This is a genomic window from Halococcus salifodinae DSM 8989, from assembly GCF_000336935.1.
In the GTDB taxonomy this organism is placed as follows: Archaea; Halobacteriota; Halobacteria; order Halobacteriales; family Halococcaceae; genus Halococcus; species Halococcus salifodinae.
This window is the reverse complement of record NZ_AOME01000079.1, coordinates 48158-67037: the sequence shown is the minus strand read 5'-3', so window position 1 is coordinate 67037 and position 18880 is coordinate 48158. Positions and strand designations below refer to the sequence as shown.

Below are 18880 nucleotides of genomic sequence, written 5' to 3'. Positions count from 1 at the left end.
CACGACGGTCCGTTTATACTCCGGAGCGCACAACCCACCCCCATGCTCGACGAGGCAGATCGTGAGGACTTGGAGAACATCCGGCTGCGGCTGCGCGTCCTGAGCGGGATGCACAAGCTCGATGCCATCGAGAACCAGGACGAGCTGACCGACCGCGAGGCAGGCGAAGCCGAAGGCAAGAGCGTCGCGTACGGGAAAGCAGCCGATCACGTCGCCGCCATCCTCGACGACGAGTACGAGTCGACCGGTGTCAACGAACTCGTCGCCGAACTCCCCGAGGAGTGGAGCCTCAATCTCCTCCGATACGCCGCATACAGCGATCGATCCGACGAATAGCGGCGCTGCTCTCGTTGGGGGCGGCTGCGGCCGCCGGGCGGTGCGGGCCTGGCGTCCTGCGGTCGCTCCGCGACCGCAGGGCTCAGGAGAGCAACGCTCTCCTGGCGTCTCGTGTGAGTGAAACGAGCACGAGGCTTGTCGGAGGTTTCTCTGACAGCAGATGAAGGGCGAGGTGCGAGCGAAGCGAGCACCGAGGGCTTCGGCGGTGCTGTTGCGGTAGCAGGCGGTTGCGGAAAGCGCGAGCAGTTGTACCGCGAGTGAGCGCCGAAGGCGTGAGTGAGCGGGTGTTTTTAGTCGAGGTTTTTGCGAGGGGTTGAGCGCGACCGCAGGGAGCGCGAACCCCCGAAGTAAAAAAGTCGTTAGTCGTCAGCGGGAGCCGCGCCCGAGCTCTCGTCCTGCTTGGCCTTCGTGTGCGGGAGCTTGCCGCCGTCGGCGAGGATCTCGCGCTCGCGGGCGGAGGCGTCGAGCTGACCAGTTGCCTCCCAGTCGTCGTTCACGCGGATCGTGAACTCGTCCTGGCCGCTCCGGACGGCCTCCTCGACATCGTCGACGATTTCGATATCGTCGCCCTGCTCGATGTCGGCGTAGGTGTCCTCGTCGATCGTGAGGGGCAGGAGTCCGAAGTTGAACAGGTTCGCCTTGTGGATCCGGGCGAAGCTCTGTGCGAGGACGCCCTCGACGCCGAGATACATCGGGCAGAGCGCGGCGTGCTCGCGCGAGGAGCCCTGACCGTAGTTCTCGCCGGCAACGAGGAAGCCGCCATCGGCGTCCAGTGCGCGCTGGGCGAAGTCGTCGTCCACTCGGGAGAGAGTGAACTCGCTCAGTTTGGGGATGTTCGACCGGTACATCAGGATGTCCTGGGTGGCCGGAATGATGTGGTCGGTCGTGATGTTGTCGTCCATCTTGAGCAGCGCCGAGCCCTGGAGGTGGGCGTCGAGCGGGTCCTTCAGGGGCACGTCGCCGATGTTCGGCCCTTTCACGAGTCCGTCGTCGACCGCCTCGTCGGGCGCGATGAGGTCGGCGGTCGAGCCGTCGTACTGGTCGGCCATCTCGAAGCCGGGATCCTCGAGATCGCCGAGGTCGTCGGCGAGGTCGCGCGGATCGATGATCTCGCCCGCGAGCGCCGACGCAGTGGCGACCTCCGGCGAGCAGAGGTACACCGAGTCGTCCTCGATGCCAGATCGGCCCTCGAAGTTGCGGTTGAACGTTCTGAGGCTCACGGAGTCGGAGGCGGGCACGTGACCGATACCGATACACGCGCCACAGGTCGCCTCGGAGAAGTTGACGCCGGCAGCCATCATCTCGGCGGTCCAGCCCTCGCGCGCGAGGAGCTCGGAGGCCTGTTTCGAGCCGGGCGCGACGATCATCTCGGTGCGCTTGTCGACCTCGCGGCCTTCGAGCATCTTCGCGCCGGGAAGGATGTCCTCGTAGGCTCCGTTGGTGCACGAGCCGATGATGACCTGTTCGACGTCCTCGCCGGCAACCTCGCGCACGGGAACGACGTTGTCGGGCATCGACGGCGTCGCGATGAGGGGTTCGAGGTCGGAGAGATCGACCACGATCTCGTCGTCGTACTCGGCGTCGTCGTCCGGTCCGATCTCGACGTGCTCGTCGCCGCGGCCGAGCCGGTCGAGGAACTCCTGGGTGTGGTCGTCGGTCGGGAAGATCGAGGTCGTCGCCCCGAGCTCGGTCCCCATGTTGGTGATCGTGGTCCGCTCGGGCACCGAGAGGTTCTCGACGCCAGGCCCGGTGTATTCGAGCACCTTGCCGACGCCACCTTTCACGGAGAGCTCGCCGAGCAGGTGGAGGATCACGTCTTTGGCGGTGGCCCAGTCGGGCAGCTCGCCTTCGAGGCGGACGCTCACGACCTCCGGCATCTCGATGTAGTACTGACCGCCACCCATCGCGACGGCCACGTCGAGACCGCCGGAGCCGATCGCGAGTTCGCCCATCCCACCCGGGGTGGGGGTGTGCGAGTCGCTGCCGAGCATCGTCTTGCCGGGCGCGGCGAACCGTTCTTTATGAACTTGGTGACAGATGCCGTTGCCCGGTCGAGAGAAGTGCGCACCGAACGTGCCGGCCGCCGAGCGGAGGAAGCGGTGGTCGTCGCTGTTTTTGAAGTCGAACTGGTAGGTCTGGTGGTCACAGTATTGGGCCGCGAGTTCGGTCTGGACCTCGTCGAGGCCGAGTGCCTCGAACTGGAGCCAAACCAAGGTACCGGTGGTGTCCTGGGTGAGCACTTGGTCGATGTCGATCCCGATCTCCTCGCCGGTTTCGAGCTCGCCCTCGACGAGATGGTCGTCGAGAATCTTCTCGGTCAGCGTTTTTCCCATAGCACCGAATACTCGGCCGGCCATCGGTATAAATCCCGCGCGTTTCGCACGAAAGACCGCCACACTCCGCAAGAATTGCCGGACGGGACAGGACACACGCTGACACTCGAAAGCACTGACTGCTGAAGGCGGCGGCGCGCGGGAGTGCGCGAAGCGCACGACTCGCGCGAGGGATGAGTGACGCGAGGTCGAAGACCAAACGGAGCGAATCGGCTGGGGAGGGTGTGGCCTGCGGTTCTCATTTGGATCGGGATTCGCAGTGGTGGCGTCGTACATCGTGACCGATTTCGAGTCGAACTGCCCGACCGTTCCGACGGGGAAGGCGGACCCTTCGATACGCCTTTACTCACGGCCGGAAAGCGAGTGTATGTACGAGAGCGGACGGTTCGTCGCCGAGCACGTCACGCCGGTCACGGACGAACAGATCCAGCCCAACGGCGTCGATCTCACGCTCGAAGCAGTGTTCGAACAGCACGAGCCGGGCCAGATCGGGGTCGACGGCAAGGAGATCGGCGACCGTCACCGACGGCGCGAACACGTCACCGAAGATTCAGGGGCCGACGACACCGATTTCGGGGCCGACGACGCGACCGATCCGTACTATCTCCCGCCGGGCGGGTACGTCGTCCGGTACGCCGAAACCGTTCGGATCCCCGATGGCCACATCGGGTTCATCCACCCGCGCTCGTCGCTCATGCGAAACTCGTGTATGCTCAACACCGCGGTCTGGGACGCGGGCTACGAGGGACGGGGCGAGGGACTTCTTCAGGTCCACCACGACATCGAGATCGAGCGGAGCGCGCGCATCGCCCAGCTCGTGCTCGCCGAGGCCGACCACGACGGCCGATACGACGGGAGCTATCAGGGCGAGAACGTCGATTGACCCGGCGTCAGACCACCAGACGGAGCGCTACTCGTCCCACGCGATATCCTCGGTGCGGGCGGACTCGCGCAGGATGAACGGCCCGATCGAGAGGGTCCGCTTCGCGACCGTGGCGATCCGAAGGATGAACGAAAGCAGGAGCATGAACGGGATCAGCGCGATCGTCGAGGCGGCGCTTGCGACCAAGACGAGGTTCTCGACGCCGAACGTGGTGCCGGTGATCGAGCCGGGATTGGCGACGTACAGCATCATCGAGAGGACCACGACCAGCGCCGGTACGGCCGAGTAGAGCATCGCGCGCGAGAGGTTGATGAGCTCCCACTCGAAGTACAGCGTCTTGAAATGTTCGCGCGCCGGCCCGAAGAACTTGAGCACCTCGATCAGCCCCTCGAAGGCGTCGTCGGTTTCGTCGGTCACCGCGTCCCCGTGTTCGTTGCGGAGGCGGCGCGCCTCGTAGATCTTCCAGGAGTAGTTGTAATCCAGCGCAGCGAACAGGAGGTCGAACGTGCCGAACTGGGCGTCTTCGAGCTGGTTGCCGACCGTCTCGGCGTTTACCGTGAGGCTGTCGACGTAGTCCTCGGTGCGCTCTTTGAACTGCTCGTCCCGGCTCTCCGAGACGGCCTCTTCGAGCGCGTTCGCGCGGGTCTGGGTCACGTCGATGATCGCCCGGAGGAAACTCGACGGCTCCGGAGGACTGATCGGGGCCTCGATCGCGGTCTCGACGTCCTCGCGGAAGTCCATCGCGCCCGCCATCCGTTCGCGCTGGTCGTCGACCGCGCCGAGCTCCTGGGAGAGCACGAGCTGGTTGATGGTGACCACGAGGGTGACGCCGGTGATGATGGCGGTCAGAAAGCCCTGAAAAACGGTTTCGATGGGGTCACCCGTGGCGATCGCTCCCGAGATCGGTGCGGGATCGAGCACGCCGAGGAGAACGAGTGAGACGAACACGAGACCGAGAGGAATGGCCGCGATCACGCGACGGTCGGCGTCGAGCAACAGCCACAGCTTCGTCCGGCTCTCGCCGACCCGCTCGCGCATCGTGTCACTCGGCTGGTCGGCGTCCGACTCGGCCATACTCACCGTCCCATCGCTGTCGGGCAAAAGGTTGTGGTTGCGGCCGTCGGGAACGGAGTCCCGCTACCGACGGGAGCTCGTTCCGCTACGTATCCTCGTCGCTTTGGAGCTCTTCGAGCTCGGCCTCGACCGCGGGATCGGCCGACTCGTCACTACCGCCGTCGGCCCCGTTGCTGGCTGCCTCGACCTCGGAGGTCGCCGATTCGACGTCCTCACTCGTGGAGTCGCTCGCCGTTTCGGAGCCGCCGTCGGCCCCCATTTCGGCCTGGAGGGTTTCGAGTTCGGCGTCGACTTCGCTGTCGGAGCTGAGCGATTCGAGCTCACGATCCAGCTGGTCCTTGTCCGACAGGGCGTCCTCGAACGCGCCCGACTCTTCGAGTTCGTCCATCGCCGCCGCGCGGGCTTCCATGTCCTCGGTCTGCTCGTTCGCGCGCTCGATGGATCGGCCCACGTCCTCCATCTCGTCGCCAGCGCCCGTCATCGCTTCGGACACCCTCGTACTCGCCTCGGCGGCCTCGTACCGCGCTTTCATGCTTTCCTTTTTCGTGCGGAACTCCTCGATCCGACCCTGAAGGGTGTTTTTCTTCTCGACGAGCTGGTCCTGGGTGTTCTGGAGCTCCGCGATCTGACCTTCGAGGTCCTCGATCTGGGTCATCTTCTGCTTTTTCTTTTCGAGGGCCTGACGCGCGAGGTCCTCACGGTCCTGGCGGACGGCCTCGCGGGCCTGCTCGTTGTGTTTCTCGACGTTCTCCTCCAGCCGGCGCTTCTGGATCTCGAGGCGTTTCTTCTGGGTGGTGAGATCCGCGATCCCGCCCTTCACATCCTGCAACTGATCGCGGAGCTGTTCGTAGGAGTAATCCAGCGCTTCGCCCGGGTCCTCGGCGCTGTTGAGGACCGAGTTCAGCCGCGACCGGATGACGTACGACGCGCGCGAGAGGATTCCCATGCCGCCCGTTGGAGTCCCGTCATCTTAAAACACCTCCTACGCGAACCCCGGACGATGGACGTCGTGGTGCCTGGCGGTCGGGACGTGCGTGGAACGCTCGATCATCCCGACGATACGTCGGACGAGAGCATGGACTCGGAACTCGAACAAATCGTGGTCGCGTGTCCGCCCCATCCCCAGGACGGCGGAACGCGCTCGGATCGGCGGCTCGTAGCGGTGAGCGACGCACTCGGTGAACGTGGCGTTGCGTGTCTCCGGTTCGATTATGGGGAATGGGACGAGGGCCGTGGCGAGCAGGCCGACGTGAAAAACGCCGTGCGGTGGGCACACGAGCACGCCGATTCGGTCGGCCTCTTCGGGTTCAGTTTCGGCGCGACGATGGCGCTGTGTGCGGCCGCCGAGATCGAAAGCCTCCGAGCGGTGAGCGCGCTCGCGCCCGATCGCGGCCGCGAGGGTGCGGACGCGGTGGCCGCCCTCGACGGGGTCGACTGTCCGGCCCAGGTACTCTATGCCGAGCGCGACACGACCGCCGACTGGGAGCCGGTGGTTGATCGCGCCCGCGAGCTCGATCTGACGGTGACGGCGCTGTCGGCGGATCACTTCTTCGTCGGGCAGGCCGAGAAGGTGGCTGCGGAGGTCGTCGGGTTCTTCGACGAGGAGTGGTGACGCACGGCTGGCACCGCGGGCTCCGAAACGATTTTGTCCCCCGCTGGCGCACCGTTGATATGCCGACAACCCCCGACACCGGTCCCGGCGAGGGACCGAAGTTCGTTTTCGTCACCGGAGGTGTGATGAGTGGCCTCGGAAAGGGCATCACGGCCGCCAGCACCGGCCGACTACTCGCCAACGCTGGCTTCGACGTCACCGCCGTCAAGATCGATCCTTACCTCAACGTCGACGCCGGGACGATGAACCCCTACCAGCATGGCGAGGTCTACGTCCTGAACGACGGCGGCGAGGTCGACCTCGATCTCGGCAACTACGAGCGCTTCCTCGATGCGGACATGAGCTTCGACCAGAACATCACGACCGGGAAGCTCTACAAGAACGTCATCGAGAAGGAGCGAAGCGGCGATTATCTCGGGAAGACAGTACAAATCATCCCGCACATCACCGACGACATCAAGCGTCGCGTTCGGGAGGCTGCCGCGGGCCACGACGTCTGTCTGATCGAGGTCGGTGGAACAGTGGGAGACATCGAGGGCGGACCGTACTACGAGGCGATCCGGCAGTTCAGTCACGAGGAAGACGACGAGGACGTTCTCCTCGCCCACGTCACGCTCGTCCCGTACTCGAAAAACGGCGAGCAGAAGACCAAACCCACCCAGCACAGCGTGAAGGAGCTCCGCTCCATTGGTTTGCAGCCCGACATCGTGGTGGGCCGCTGCGAGGACGAGCTCGATCCCGAGACCAAAGAGAAGATCGCGCTGTTCTGTGACGTTCCCGAGGACGCGGTGTTCTCGAACCCCGATGTCGAGGACATCTATCACGTCCCGCTGATGGTCGAGGGCGAAGGGCTCGACAAGTACGTGATGGACGAGCTGGGGATCGAGGGCGAAGCGCTCCCTACCGACGAGCGCACGAGTCAGTGGCGCGACCTCGTGACCCGCGAGCAATCCGGTACCGTGACGATCGCTCTCGTCGGGAAGTACGCCCTCGAAGATGCGTACCTCTCGATCCACGAGGCACTCAAACACGCCGGTCTCGAACACGGCGTCGAGGTCGACGTGCTCTGGGTCGACGCCGAGGAGATGGCGAACACCCACGTCCAGCGGCTCAAGGAGGCCGACGGCGTAGTGGTGCCGGGCGGGTTCGGCACCCGCGGGACGACCGAGAAGATCGCTGCCGCGCGGTACGCCCGCGAGAACGACGTCCCGTTCCTCGGACTCTGTCTCGGCTTCCAGATGGCGGTCATCGAATATGCCAGAAACGTCTGCGGCCTCGACGACGCGCACTCGACCGAGATGGAACCCGAAACAGCGAATCCCGTGATCGGTCTGCTGCCCGAACAGTACGACATCGAGGACCTCGGTGGAACGATGCGCCTCGGTGCGCACGAGACCGATATCGAGCCCGAGACGCTCGCAGCCGACCTCTACGGCGAGTCGTGTACCGAACGTCACCGCCACCGCTACGAGGTCAATCCCGAGTACATCGACCGGCTGGAGGACGCAGGACTTCAGTTCTCGGGCCGAGCGAACAACCGGATGGAGATCCTCGAACTCCCCGATCATCCGTTCTTCTTCGGAACCCAGTTCCACCCCGAGTTCCGATCGCGGCCTGGCCGGGCGAGCCCGCCGTTCGTGGGGCTGCTCGACGCCGCGATGGAGGATGACGACCACCAAACGATCGACGAGGTCGAAGCCTGATGGTCGATACTGAATCGTTCATCGAGGAAGCCGTCGCGGAGATCGAGAACGAGGTCGGCGACGCGAACGCGGTGATCGCACTCTCCGGTGGCGTGGATTCGTCGGTCGCGGCCGCGCTGGCCTACGAAGCGCTCGGCGACCGCCTCACCCCGGTGTACGTCGATACCGGCCTGATGCGGAAAGGCGAGACCGAACAGGTCGCGGACACCTTCTCGTACATGGACAGCCTGCGGATCGTCGACGCCCACGACCGGTTCCTCGACGCGCTCGAAGGCGTCACGGACCCCGAGGAGAAACGCCACATCGTCGGCGAAGGGTTCATCCGGGAGTTCGAGCGCGAGGCCCGCGACACCGAGGCCGACTACCTCGTCCAGGGCACGATCTACCCCGACCGAATCGAGAGCGAGGGCAACATCAAGTCCCACCACAACGTCGGCGGACTGCCCGACGTCGTGGACTTCGAGGGGATCGTCGAGCCCGTTCGGGAGCTGTACAAGGACGAGGTCCGCGAGGTCGCGCGCGAACTTGGTCTCGACGAGCTGGTGGCCGAACGGATGCCCTTCCCCGGGCCGGGCCTCGCCGTCAGAGTCCTCGGCGAGGTCACCGAGGAGAAGTTGGAGGTCGCGCGCGAGGCGACCCACGCGGTCGAGGAAGAGCTCGAAGAGTACGATCCGTGGCAGGCACTCGCCGCCGTCATCGGCAAAGCCACGGGCGTGAAGGGCGACAACCGGGTTCACGGCTGGGTGGTTTCGGTCCGCGCAGTCGAGAGCCGCGACGGGATGACCGCTCGCGCCCTCGAAATCGACTGGGAGACCCTCCAGCGCCTCCAGAGCCGGATCACCGGCTCGCAGGAGAACGTCGCGCGCGTGGTCTATGACGTCACGCACAAACCGCCCGCGACCATCGAGTACGAGTGATGACGGGAGACGAAGTCGAGACGGCAATCGTCACCGGACCCGATCCCGAGGGACTCGGTGACGCGCTCGAAGCGCACGGACTGTCGGTGGCCAGGATCGACGGTGCGGCGAACCGGCCGGCGCTCGAAGAAGGTGGAGTCAGTGAGGCGGACCTGTTCGTGCTGACAGACGTCAGTCACGCGACCTCGATCCCGGTCGCGCTCGATCTCGCGGCCGATCTCCGAGTGATCGTCTACGCGCGTGAGTCGCTGCCCGAGTTCGCGAAGGGTCAGGCGGATCTGCTCGTCGATCCCGGGCTGCTGGACCCCGACATCGTCGCCGAGGAACTCGCGGGTTAGAACGACGCCGCAAGGTCCGTTGGCGATTCGTCACCCTCGACACACCGCTCTTCGTACACCGTCATGAACTCGCGGGCGACGCCGATCGCATCGTCGCGGCCTTCGACTTCCTCACGGAGGGTTTCGGTTTCGTCGCCACCCTCACGGATCGAGCGGACGCGCCAGACGTCCTGATCGGCGTCGGCGACGTTCGGCGATGTGGGCTGGACGACGAGTTCGATCCCGTCGGCGTGTTCGTATTGAAGCGGCCGCTGTGGATCGTACTGGCCGGCTTTTTCGTCGGTGTCGTCGATCTCCGTCCAGCCGCCGGGAAGGTCGTCAGTAGCGCTCATCGGCGGTGGGTTCGACTCCCCTGCGTAAAATCCCTCTCACCGGAGCGATCCGGCAAGATCCGCGAGGCGCTGATCGCCGTCGCGGACGAACGGGACGCCGTGGCCCATTCCGAGGACGTCGAACGCGGGCGCGCGCTCGGCGAGTGAGCGGACGCTCGCTGCGGCCTCGCGGGTGTCGTAGCTCACGAGCCACGGCGAGGCGTCGAGCGAACCGCCGCCCTCGAAGACGAGATCGCCGAGAAATCCCGCAGAGCGCTCCTCGCTCACGAATGCGGTGTGACCTGGCGTGTGGCCGGGCGTGTGATACGCCGTGAACGAGCCGACCTCCTCGCCGTCGTCGATCGCCGCAACCGGGAGGTCACAGCCGAGGAACGTCCCCGTGGCGCGCTGGAGCGCACCCTTGTGGTTTCGCCACGGTGGGTTCGTCTCGCCGGTGAGCATCGCGGCGTCGGCCGCACCCGTCCGCACCACCGCGTCGAGGTCGTCGAGCCGGTCGAGTGTGCCCACGTGATCCAGGTCGTAGTGGGTCAGGAGCACGCGTTCGACGTCTGCGACGGCGTGGCCCGCCGCTTCGATGCCGGCTGCGATGGCTCCCGCGTCGAGCGGCGTACCGGCGTCGACGAGCGTCAACACGTCGTCCTCCACGAGGTAGGCGTTCACACCGCGGAGGCCGAACCACCAGATGCCGTCGCCGAGCTGTGTGGCCATGTCGGGGGTACGACCCACGCGGTGAAATCTCCGGCGCTTGCGTCGGAACGCGAACGACGACACCACAGCCGGAGCGAACGAACGGGCTTAAATGCTTGCCATTTTCGATGTGTGATAATTAAACGCTGCTGTGTGCTTCCTCGACCAGTATTAGGGATAAACACGAGACAGTCCATAGTAGCTATAATCGCAAATGTGGCTTTCAACTACTACCTTCATGTCTGAGCACTAGCTGTATAGGGCGAACATACAATCCACTTTCGTCCGTATCGAAGGTATGGGTGCTAGTGATTCCCAGACCGAGATGGCGTCCGAGCGAGTTCCCGGCTTCCTTTACTTGGACATGGAACGAGTCCGGTCTATCGCATCGCGAATGGACGAAGGAATTGTTGAGGAAATGGTAGAGGCCGAAGAAGACGAGTTCCAATGGGCTAATCGTTTCACAGCCAGCGTCAAGGCTACACTGTACGGAATTGGTGGCTTTGCAGCACAAAATGAGACGGAAGTAGGTGAAACTAACACTGAGATCTCTGAGGAAACTAAATCCCTGCACCATTACTCGTATACACTACTCGAAGAGTGGCTAGATGGGGCCGAAACAGGGTGGTTCCACGACGTTGATACAATTCTTGAGGAATATGAGCGCCAACCTAATGTAGCACAGGGAGGAGTTCGAGATCGCATCGAAGAGGGCGATATAATACGGGTTACGGGAGATCTGGATCTTCTTGATTTTCAAACCAGTCTGGAATTTGCGAATGGTATATTTGAAGGATTCGACAACTTCGAACAAAAAGTAGAAGATCTTGATATTGACGAGAGATTGAAAGCAGAATATGATCTCGGAGAAATTACTGAGATCAATTCAGCCGAAATGGAACTTATTAGCTTGATCTTCGATCTCTTCGAAGATATGATGCCAGAGGAATATCGAAATATGGTCGCAGCCGAGATTCGAGCTCAAAATGAACACCCTGAGCCGAGTTTTTGGGGATTAGTAGAAAGCGAGAAGTTAAACTCGAATCCAGCAGAACTATTGTCTAAGTATCAATCAAGTAGCGTTCCTGATTGTACAGTTCTTGCTCGTGTGGAAACTATAACTACATCTGAGGGAGGGACTCAACCGGACGAGATGGATGATTTAAGTCTTGGCTCCTTCCACCACTTTACCGATGATATTGCAGCAGAATTCGGATTTAAAGTATCACACCCATCGATAGGGATTTCGCCGATCGCCATCTACCGTTAACGGGATACTTCCAATCTCGCTCGAGACCGTACCGCCTTTTGTGGTAATCTCGTGCAACCCGGTTTCGAGTCTGTATCGGATACTGGTTGTCGTCGCAGGATCGATCTTGCGCACTTACTGGCGGTTTCCGGCAGCTAAACAGCCGATAGGAGTGTCTTCTGTGGCGATTAGGACAGCACAAAACCGTGTATAGTTACTCAGTCTAAACGTGGGAGGGACAGAGGACAGACGACATGGAACACTCCTCCTCACGTCCCGACTGGGTGGCTGGGTCAGTCGGATTTATTCACAAGAACAGGTATGGAAAAAGTGTTTCGGCTACGGCAGGTTCAGCGACGACTAAGATAGTGTAGTAATAGTATTGTTGAGTGTTATGCGGCTGATGAACGAAGGACTCCGCGAGGCCGGCGTCGAGTACGAGGAGCCGGTGATTCACGCGGGGGCCGCCGAAACCGCGATCGTGCTCGCGGTGAACGAGGGGCTCGTCCGGACGGACGAGCTCGCGGTCGGCCACGAGGGCGATGTTTCGGCGTCGCGACTGCTCAGCGAGGGGTTCGACGCGATCAGCGAGAACGGTGTTCTCGGCGATCCGCGGGAAGGAACGGCCGAAGCGGGCGAAGCGATCCTCGAACGCATCGCGAGCGCGTACGCCGAACGGATCGAAACCGAACGCGACGCCGCCTGAAAACGGCCGATGCGGCTGGGGCGGCCGTCGCCCGTCTCAGAACGGGAGGCGCTGGTGGAGGAAGCTCGACGCGGTGCGCGAGAGCGACGGTCGCGCGATCTCGTCCATCTCCGCGTCAGTGAGTTCGAAGTCGAACACCTGGAGGTTGGCTTCGAGGTGTTCGGGACTCGTGGATTTGGGGATCGTCGAGACGTTCTCCTGCTGGACCAGCCACCGGAGCGCGACCTGGGCGGGAGTCTTGCCGTAGCGCGCGCCGACGTCACGGAGCACGTCGTCGTCGACCGCGCCGCCGTGGGCCAGCGGGCTGTACGCCGTCAACATGATATCGTTGATCTGGCAGTAATCCCGCAGCGTCGTCTGATCCCAGAAGGGGTGGTACTGGACCTGGTCGGCGAGAATCGGCGTGTCGGCGTGCTCGCGTGCGGTGTGGAGCCGTTCGACGCCGAAGTTCGAGACACCTATGTGCTCCACACTACCCTCGTCGACGAGCTCGTCCATCGCGCCGAGGGTTTCTTCGAGGTCGGCGACCGGGTTCGGCTGATGGATCAGGAGGAGGTCGACGTACTCGGTCCGGAGCTTGTCGAGGCTCTCGCGGGTCGAGTCGAGGACCGAGTCATGGTCCCGATTGCCGGCGTCGAGCTTCGTGGTGAGGAAGACGTCCTCGCGATCCACGTCGGCGGTGTCGATCGCCGCGCCGACTTCGCGCTCGTTGCCGTACGCCTGGGCGGTGTCGATCCGGCGATAGCCCAGATCGAGCGCGGTCGACACGGCGCGCCGGCACGTCGGACCGGTCATCCGCCACGTACCGAGCCCGATGGCCGGGACCGAGACATCCTGGATAGTGACGTGTTCCATACTGTAACGGGGAACGGCGCGCGTAAAACGCTCCCGTCTCGTGGCATTCCACCGTCCCGTCGTCCACCCGCTCAGACGGGCGAAACGGCTACGTGACTCGCCACCGTCGTCGGGGTGTGCTCGATCAGTATCCCGACCTCGATCCCGACGCGGGCGAAGTTCTAACCGAAGAACTCCACGTTAGCGACGACGTGCTCGTGAAGGCGTTCGTGCTCGGTCCCGGCGCGGCGGTCGATCCCCACGACCACCCCGGCGCGACCAACGTCTTCCACGTGCTCGACGGGACGGTCGTCGTGACGCGAGGCGACGAGGAAGAACGGGTGAGCGCACCCGGCGTGGTCCCCAACGAACGGGGGGCGGTCCACGGTGCGCGCAACGAAACCGACGAACGGGCGGTGCTCACCGCGAGTCTGTGTCCGCTGCCAAGTTGAGGCAACGACCGATCGAAGGACTGCGTTCGCGGCCGACGTTCTCGGGAGCACGTCGTTCGGCCGGAAAAACGGCGTGGCGGGATCGAGCGACCGACGATGGTGGTGGCGGTAGGTCGGTCGATTCGAACGCCCGCCCGACGTGATTGGCAGTAGCGGTGGCGGTGCCGCATCTCGAAAGAGACCGTCGGAACCAATGAATCTCACGGCCGTACTTTCGGCACCGCTCTATAGAGATATGTGAAAGACGTTGTCGTGAGCGACCCGACGACGAGTGGTCGGTCCGACGAGTCGAACGACCGCGAAACGATCCACACCGATCCCGTTCCGTATTCGTCAGGTGACGCCCGAGCGATCGGCGTCGAACCGTTCGTGGGCTCCCGAATCGAGGATTTCCCGCCAGCGCTCGACCGCGTCCCACACGTCGGCGTAGCCGGTGTACAGCGGCGACGGACACAGCCGGACGACGTTCGGCGGGCGGAAGTCGACCACCACACCGTCCTCGGTGAGCGCCTGGGCGATCCGTTCGGCCTCGGGGTGTTCGGTCGCGACGTGTCCGCCCCGTCGGTTGGGGTCTCGCGGAGTGCCGACGGAACACTCGAAGGAGTCGTCGAGGCGTTCGTCGACGAGAGCGACGAGATACGACGACAGGGCGAGCGACTTCTCACGGATCGCGTCGATCCCGACCTCCTCGATGAGATCGAGCGCACCGTCGAGCGGCGCGGCGCTGAGGATCGGGATCGTGCCGATCTGGTACGCACCGGTGTCGGCCGCCGGGGTGAATTGGGGGTTCATCTCGAACTGAGTTTCTTTCTCGTGGCCCCACCAGCCGGCGAGGGCGGGCGTCGCGCCGAAGTGCTCCTCGTTCACGTAGAGCCCCGCGATCGCGCCCGGGCCGGCGTTGAGATACTTGTACGAACACCAGACCGCGAAGTCGACGTCGTGGTTCGACAGCTCGTGCGGAACGACGCCGATCGAGTGCGCGAGATCGAATCCGGCGAGCACGTCCCGCTCGTGGGCTGCTCTGGTGAGATACTCGATATCGAGGAGCTGACCGCTCCGGTAGAGCACCGACGGCATGAACAGGATGCCCACGTCGTGGTCGTCCATCGCTCGGACGACACGCTCTTCGTCGATCGTCCGACCGTCATCGCTCTCGACGACCACGAGATGTTCGTCGGGGTCGAGACCGCGCTGGCGGAACTGCGCCCTGATCGCGTAGTGGTCCGTCGGGAAGTCGAGTTCGTTCACCAGGATCTTCGAGCTGCCGTCGAGCCCATCGAGGAAGGTCCCGATCAGCGTGTGGATGTTGACGGTGGTCGAGTTCGCGACCACCACCTCGGACTCGCGTGCGCCGACGAGCGGCGCGAGCCGGTCGCCGAGCCGCTCGCCGTAGCGAAACCACGGCGGGTCGGCGTCGGTCCAGCCCCGGATTCCCAGCTCCCGCCACTCGTCAACGGTATCGTCGAGCGCTCGCTCGGCGTCGGCCGACAGCGGTCCCAGTGAGTTCCCATCGAGATAGATCTCGTCGGGGACCGCGAATCGCTCTGCGCACCACGCCAACGGATCGTCTCGATCCAGCCGCTCGGCGGACGCTCTGTCGGCGTCGGACTCGTCCATGTGCCCGGGCTACTCGTTCAGGGTACAATGTCCTGTCGGCGCTCGGTTCGCTCGCACATCCCCTTGTTCCCGCCGACCAGCGGATGCGCACACTCATCCGAGTCGTTCGTGGACGGCAGTCGCTACGTCGTCGAACGCTTCGTCGGCGGCGTCGATCGAGCTTGCGAGGCTGAGGAACCCGTGAGCCATCCGGGGATAGTGGGCGTGATCGACGGCGACACCGGCGTCGCGAAGCCGATCGGCGTAGGCGACGCCCTCCGCGCCGAGCGGATCGAACCCGCAGGTGACGACGGTGGCCGGAGCGAGTTCCGAGAGGTCGTCTGCGTGGAGCGGCGAGGCGTCTGGATCGGTCCCGTCGGCGGGCGTCGGGAGGTACTGCTCCCAGAACCAGTTCATGTCCGCGCGCGTGAGGAGGCCCGACCAGTCATCACAGGGATCGGCGTCGGCGGCGTGATCGGTGATCGGGTAGAGGAGGAGCTGGTGGCGGAGATCGACATCGGTATCGCGTGTGTGACGCGCGACGACCGCCGCGAGATTGCCGCCCGCGCTGGTCCCGGCGACCGCGAGGCGGTCGGGATCGCCGCCGAACGTCTCGGCGTTCGCGGCCACCCACGAGAGCGCGCTCTCGGCGTCCGCGACCGCTGCCGGGAACGGGTGTTCGGGGGCGAGGCGGTAGTCGACCGAAACGACGATATGACCTGTGCGGCGAGCGAGGCGTCGGCAGATCGATCCCGCGGAGTCGAGCGTTCCCAGTGTCCACCCGCCGCCGTGATAGAAGACGAGTACCGGCGCGGGCGAGGCGACCGCTGGCCGGTAGAGACGGATCGGGATGTCGCCCGCCGGACCGGGAATCGATCGGTCGTCGACGCGATCGACGGCAGGGGCGTCGGTGGTAACGGTGAACACATCGTTCTCGCGCTGGCGTGCCCGATCGATCGACATCTCGTGCCACGCCGGCAGTCCCTCCCCGCGGCGGATCGCCGCGATGGCGGCCGCCATTGCGGGGTGGAGCGTCGATCGCAGGGAGTCTGTATCGGTTCGTCGTCGGGTCACTGGTCGATGTATCGATCCGTTCCGCCGCATCGGTCATCACTGTTCCGCTCGATCGAGACACCTAGTTCCGTCCCGCTGCTCCGTACAGCGATTCGCCAGCTCCGCCAGTGACGCCATCGCTGAAAGAGAGTGAACGTGTCGTGTCATCATACCATATTTTCAAAAATGGTTGGGCTGGGCGATACACTTAGTGTCGTGAGGGTCGAAACCCGAGACATGCCGAACGATGCCATTGAATCCGAGCGGGAGCAGATGGCAGCGGACGCCGGGTTCATCACGGAGGCAGAGGGTGCATCGACAGCGTCGGTGAGCACCGCGGAGTCGACGCGATCGGCGCGTGCGGTGGTGCTGTTCCGGCTGATCGAGGGGCCGGTGTCCCCAGAAGCGATCGGATCGGACACGCCGATCAGCGCCGGCCGAGCGCATCGGGCGCTGACCGAGCTCCACAAACGCGATCTCGTCGAGCTGCTCGTCCCCGAAGAGGCGTCTGACGGGCCGATCTTCGGCGTGACTGCCCGCGGCGAGAAGGCCGCGTTTCACATCGAGCAACAGAAAGCATAGACTCGGCTACTCGGTTCCGGGATCGTGGTCGTCGAACCAGTCGGTGAGCGCCTCGATCCGGTGGATCGCCCGGTCGGGATCGCCGATGTTGTGGTGCTCGTCTTGGTAGATCACGAGCTTCGAGTCCACACCCTGCTTTTTGACGCTGACGTGGAGCTGTTCGGCCTGCGTGGGTGGACACCGCCAGTCGCGCTCGCCAGCGGTCACGAGTAGCGGCGTGTCGATCTCACCGACGTCGGTGAGCGAGGAGAGCTCGCGATAGGCCTCGGGGTTCTCCCACGGCAGCCCGAACTCGTCTTCGTGCCAGTTGTGGTTGTCGTCGGTGCCGAACACCGAGTAGAAGTCGTAGATGCCGTGTTCGGCGGCCGCCGCCGCGAACCGATCGGTCGACGTCACGGTCGCTGCGGTGGTGATCCCACCATATGAAAAACCGGTGACGAACGCGCGGTCGCCGTCGGCCCAGCCGCGTTCGACGAGGTGATCGACTCCTGAAACCACGTCGTCGACCTCCTTTTCGCCCCGCGTTCCCCGTAGCCGCTCGCTGAACTCCCGGCCGTAGGAGGTCGATCCCCGGTAGTTCGGCCGGAGCACGACGTACCCCCGGCTGGTCCAGTAGGGAGTGTCGAAGCCGAAGGCCGGCGCATCGTAGGACATCGGCCCGCCGTGGACCGACGCGACGACCGGGCGAGCGTCGGGATCGTCGGGATCGAAACCGGACGGAAGGTAGACGAGCCCCTCGATCTCGATTCCATCGCTATCTTCCCACGTCACCCGCTCGAAGCCCGGAACCTGTCCCTCGTCGAGCAGTCCCTCGTTTGCCGTCGTGACGCGGTCGAGGGGATCGTCATCGGCGCTCGCGTGGCCGTCGATGGTTCCGAAGTCGGCGACATTGAGCGCGTACACGTCGGCGGCCGACGGTTCGCTGACGAGGACGGCGGCCTGTTCACCGTCGTCGCTCGTATCGAGCGCGCGGATCGCGCGGTCGTCGCCCTGCCACGGCGCGAGCCACGCCGGGTCGTCGGCGTCGGCGTCGAGTCGGACAGGAACGGAGTTTCCTTCGTCGGCGATCAGGGCGAGAAGCGTGTCCTCGTCGATCCACTGCGGACCACCGCCCCACGCGACGGTGCGATCCAGCGAGGCCGACACGCTGTGATCCTCGCCCGATGCGGCGTCGGCGACGAACACTTCCGAGGGGATGTACCAGTTGGTCGGGTCGCCGCCGACGAAGGCGATCCGGTCGCCGTCCGGGCTCCACGTCGGTGCTTGGAGCCGGCGGTCGGCGTCGGTGAGGCGCTCGCGGCCGGTGCCGTCGGGCCGAATCGTGTAGAGATCAAGCGCCATCGTGTCGTCGGGATCGTCGCCGAGGTAGGCGGTGAAGGCGATCCGGTCGCCGTCGGGACTCCATGCGGGCGCGAGCGGACGGCGACTCCCCATCTCGCCGTCGTTGGCGCGGTCGAGCCTGGTTTCCTCCCGACTCTCGATGTCGACGACGAACAGATAGGTGGTGACGGTGTCGGTCCAGCCCGATCCGTTGACCTTGTGCTGGAGGCGCTCGATCTCGATCGGACCGTCGTCGTCGACCTGCTCCTGATACCCCTCTTCCTCGTCGGTCGGATCGGGAGCCGCGACCACGATCCGGTCGCCGTCGGGCCCCCAGTCGAACCCGGTGACTCCCTCGGATCGGTCGGTGATCTGGCGTGCGTCACCACCGCGAACGAGATCGAACACCCAGACCTGGCTCTCCGGTCCGTCGTCCCCGCCGCCGTTGCCATCCCCACCCTCTCCGTCGTCGCCGTTTCCGTCCGCCGCGTCCTCCTCGTCGGCGTCGTCGCTCGGTTCGACCGCGAGTTCGGTGTCCTGCTCGCGGGCAGCGGTGATGGCGAGTTTCGATCCGTCGGGACTCCACTGCGGGCTGCCCGCGTCCGAGGCGCGTGTCAGCCGGTAGGGCTCGTCGGTGCCGTCGGTGGGTGCGACGAACACCGATCGTCGGCGTTCGTCCTCACGCTCGTCGGACTCGGTGGCGACGAACGCCACCCGTTCGCCGTTCGGCGACGTGGCGATATCGAGGATCGCGGTGTACTCGTAGAACGCGTCAGCCGGAAGCGGGGCGGTGTCGGGTGCCATACTACCACGCACGGAGTGGCCGGGTAATCAGACTGTGCCCCGCGGCAGTCGACTCACCGGGGCGTGCGC

The 18880-nt window shown here is 64.5% G+C and carries 18 protein-coding genes and 1 pseudogene; 10 read left to right on the top strand and 9 right to left on the bottom strand.

Features of this window, described 5'->3' with window-relative positions; translation table 11 throughout:
• Positions 1 to 42 precede the first annotated feature (42 nt).
• The gene (locus tag C450_RS17665; protein ID WP_005045741.1) at positions 43 to 336 is read left to right on the top strand and encodes a hypothetical protein; all 294 of its coding nucleotides are present in this window, start codon (positions 43 to 45) and stop codon (positions 334 to 336) included.
• Positions 337 to 695: 359 nt separating this feature from the next.
• On the opposite strand, the gene C450_RS17660 is transcribed toward C450_RS17665, so the two are convergent.
• A complete protein-coding gene (locus tag C450_RS17660) occupies positions 696 to 2669 on the bottom strand; it encodes an aconitate hydratase (protein ID WP_005045738.1) in 1974 nt (657 codons plus the stop codon).
• Between the two features lie 367 nt (positions 2670 to 3036).
• Here C450_RS17660 and C450_RS17655 point away from each other — a divergent pair, with 367 nt between their 5' ends.
• Positions 3037 to 3552: a deoxyuridine 5'-triphosphate nucleotidohydrolase gene (locus C450_RS17655; RefSeq protein ID WP_005045737.1), complete on the top strand. Its 516-nt coding sequence runs from the start codon at positions 3037 to 3039 to the stop codon at positions 3550 to 3552.
• Positions 3553 to 3579: 27 nt separating this feature from the next.
• Here C450_RS17655 and C450_RS17650 read toward each other — a convergent pair whose 3' ends face one another.
• Together C450_RS17650 and C450_RS17645 are read right to left on the bottom strand one after the other, a co-directional pair.
• Positions 3580 to 4626 (bottom strand): hypothetical protein, encoded by a 1047-nt coding sequence (locus C450_RS17650; protein ID WP_005045735.1) that lies wholly within the window; start codon positions 4624 to 4626, stop codon positions 3580 to 3582.
• A gap of 85 nt (positions 4627 to 4711) precedes the next feature.
• Positions 4712 to 5572 carry a PspA/IM30 family protein gene (locus tag C450_RS17645; protein WP_005045731.1) on the bottom strand — a complete coding sequence of 287 codons (861 nt, stop codon included), beginning with the start codon at positions 5570 to 5572 and terminating at the stop codon, positions 4712 to 4714.
• Between the two features lie 54 nt (positions 5573 to 5626).
• Between C450_RS17645 and C450_RS17640 the strand changes: the two genes are divergently transcribed.
• Genes C450_RS17640 through C450_RS17625 form a run of 4 tightly spaced genes read left to right on the top strand, consistent with a single transcriptional unit; the run spans position 5627 to position 9196 of the window.
• Positions 5627 to 6238 (top strand): alpha/beta hydrolase, encoded by a 612-nt coding sequence (locus C450_RS17640; protein ID WP_005045728.1) that lies wholly within the window; start codon positions 5627 to 5629, stop codon positions 6236 to 6238.
• A 59-nt stretch (positions 6239 to 6297) separates the two neighbouring features.
• A complete protein-coding gene (locus C450_RS17635) occupies positions 6298 to 7941 on the top strand; it encodes a CTP synthase (RefSeq protein WP_005045726.1) in 1644 nt (547 codons plus the stop codon).
• A complete protein-coding gene (gene guaA, locus C450_RS17630) occupies positions 7941 to 8858 on the top strand; it encodes a glutamine-hydrolyzing GMP synthase (RefSeq protein WP_005045722.1) in 918 nt (305 codons plus the stop codon). Before C450_RS17635 ends, guaA begins: the two co-directional genes overlap by 1 nt.
• Positions 8858 to 9196, top strand: a complete 339-nt coding sequence (locus tag C450_RS17625) for a DUF7126 family protein (RefSeq protein ID WP_005045718.1) — start codon at positions 8858 to 8860, stop codon at positions 9194 to 9196. Before guaA ends, C450_RS17625 begins: the two co-directional genes overlap by 1 nt.
• Here the strand turns inward: C450_RS17625 and C450_RS17620 are convergent.
• Positions 9193 to 9528, bottom strand: coding sequence for a hypothetical protein (locus C450_RS17620; RefSeq protein ID WP_005045716.1), 336 nt, complete (start codon positions 9526 to 9528; stop codon positions 9193 to 9195). The genes C450_RS17625 and C450_RS17620 overlap by 4 nt on opposite strands.
• Positions 9529 to 9564: 36 nt before the next feature.
• Positions 9565 to 10236, bottom strand: a complete 672-nt coding sequence (locus C450_RS17615; protein WP_005045713.1) for an MBL fold metallo-hydrolase — start codon at positions 10234 to 10236, stop codon at positions 9565 to 9567.
• Positions 10237 to 10513: 277 nt separating this feature from the next.
• Between C450_RS17615 and C450_RS17610 the strand changes: the two genes are divergently transcribed.
• Both C450_RS17610 and C450_RS17605 read left to right on the top strand, forming a co-directional pair.
• Positions 10514 to 11485 carry a DUF6414 family protein gene (locus C450_RS17610; RefSeq protein WP_005045711.1) on the top strand — a complete coding sequence of 324 codons (972 nt, stop codon included), beginning with the start codon at positions 10514 to 10516 and terminating at the stop codon, positions 11483 to 11485.
• 370 nt (positions 11486 to 11855) lie between these two features.
• Positions 11856 to 12170 (top strand): annotated as a pseudogene (locus tag C450_RS17605) (creatininase family protein); the annotation flags it as partial.
• A 36-nt stretch (positions 12171 to 12206) separates the two neighbouring features.
• Here the strand turns inward: C450_RS17605 and C450_RS17600 are convergent.
• Entirely contained in the window at positions 12207 to 13025 is an 819-nt protein-coding gene (locus tag C450_RS17600) for an aldo/keto reductase (RefSeq protein WP_005045706.1), read from the bottom strand.
• Positions 13026 to 13141: 116 nt separating this feature from the next.
• On the opposite strand from C450_RS17600, the gene C450_RS17595 reads away from it, so the two are divergent.
• Entirely contained in the window at positions 13142 to 13456 is a 315-nt protein-coding gene (locus tag C450_RS17595; protein WP_005045704.1) for a cupin domain-containing protein, read from the top strand.
• A gap of 333 nt (positions 13457 to 13789) precedes the next feature.
• On the opposite strand, the gene kynU is transcribed toward C450_RS17595, so the two are convergent.
• Positions 13790 to 15073 (bottom strand): kynureninase, encoded by a 1284-nt coding sequence (gene kynU, locus C450_RS17590; RefSeq protein ID WP_005045702.1) that lies wholly within the window; start codon positions 15071 to 15073, stop codon positions 13790 to 13792.
• A gap of 93 nt (positions 15074 to 15166) precedes the next feature.
• The gene (locus C450_RS17585; protein ID WP_005045701.1) at positions 15167 to 16072 is read right to left on the bottom strand and encodes an alpha/beta hydrolase; all 906 of its coding nucleotides are present in this window, start codon (positions 16070 to 16072) and stop codon (positions 15167 to 15169) included.
• Positions 16073 to 16342: 270 nt separating this feature from the next.
• On the opposite strand from C450_RS17585, the gene C450_RS17580 reads away from it, so the two are divergent.
• A complete protein-coding gene (locus C450_RS17580; protein ID WP_005045699.1) occupies positions 16343 to 16687 on the top strand; it encodes a hypothetical protein in 345 nt (114 codons plus the stop codon).
• A gap of 6 nt (positions 16688 to 16693) precedes the next feature.
• Here C450_RS17580 and C450_RS17575 read toward each other — a convergent pair whose 3' ends face one another.
• Entirely contained in the window at positions 16694 to 18811 is a 2118-nt protein-coding gene (locus tag C450_RS17575; protein WP_005045697.1) for a S9 family peptidase, read from the bottom strand.
• Positions 18812 to 18880 lie beyond the last annotated feature (69 nt).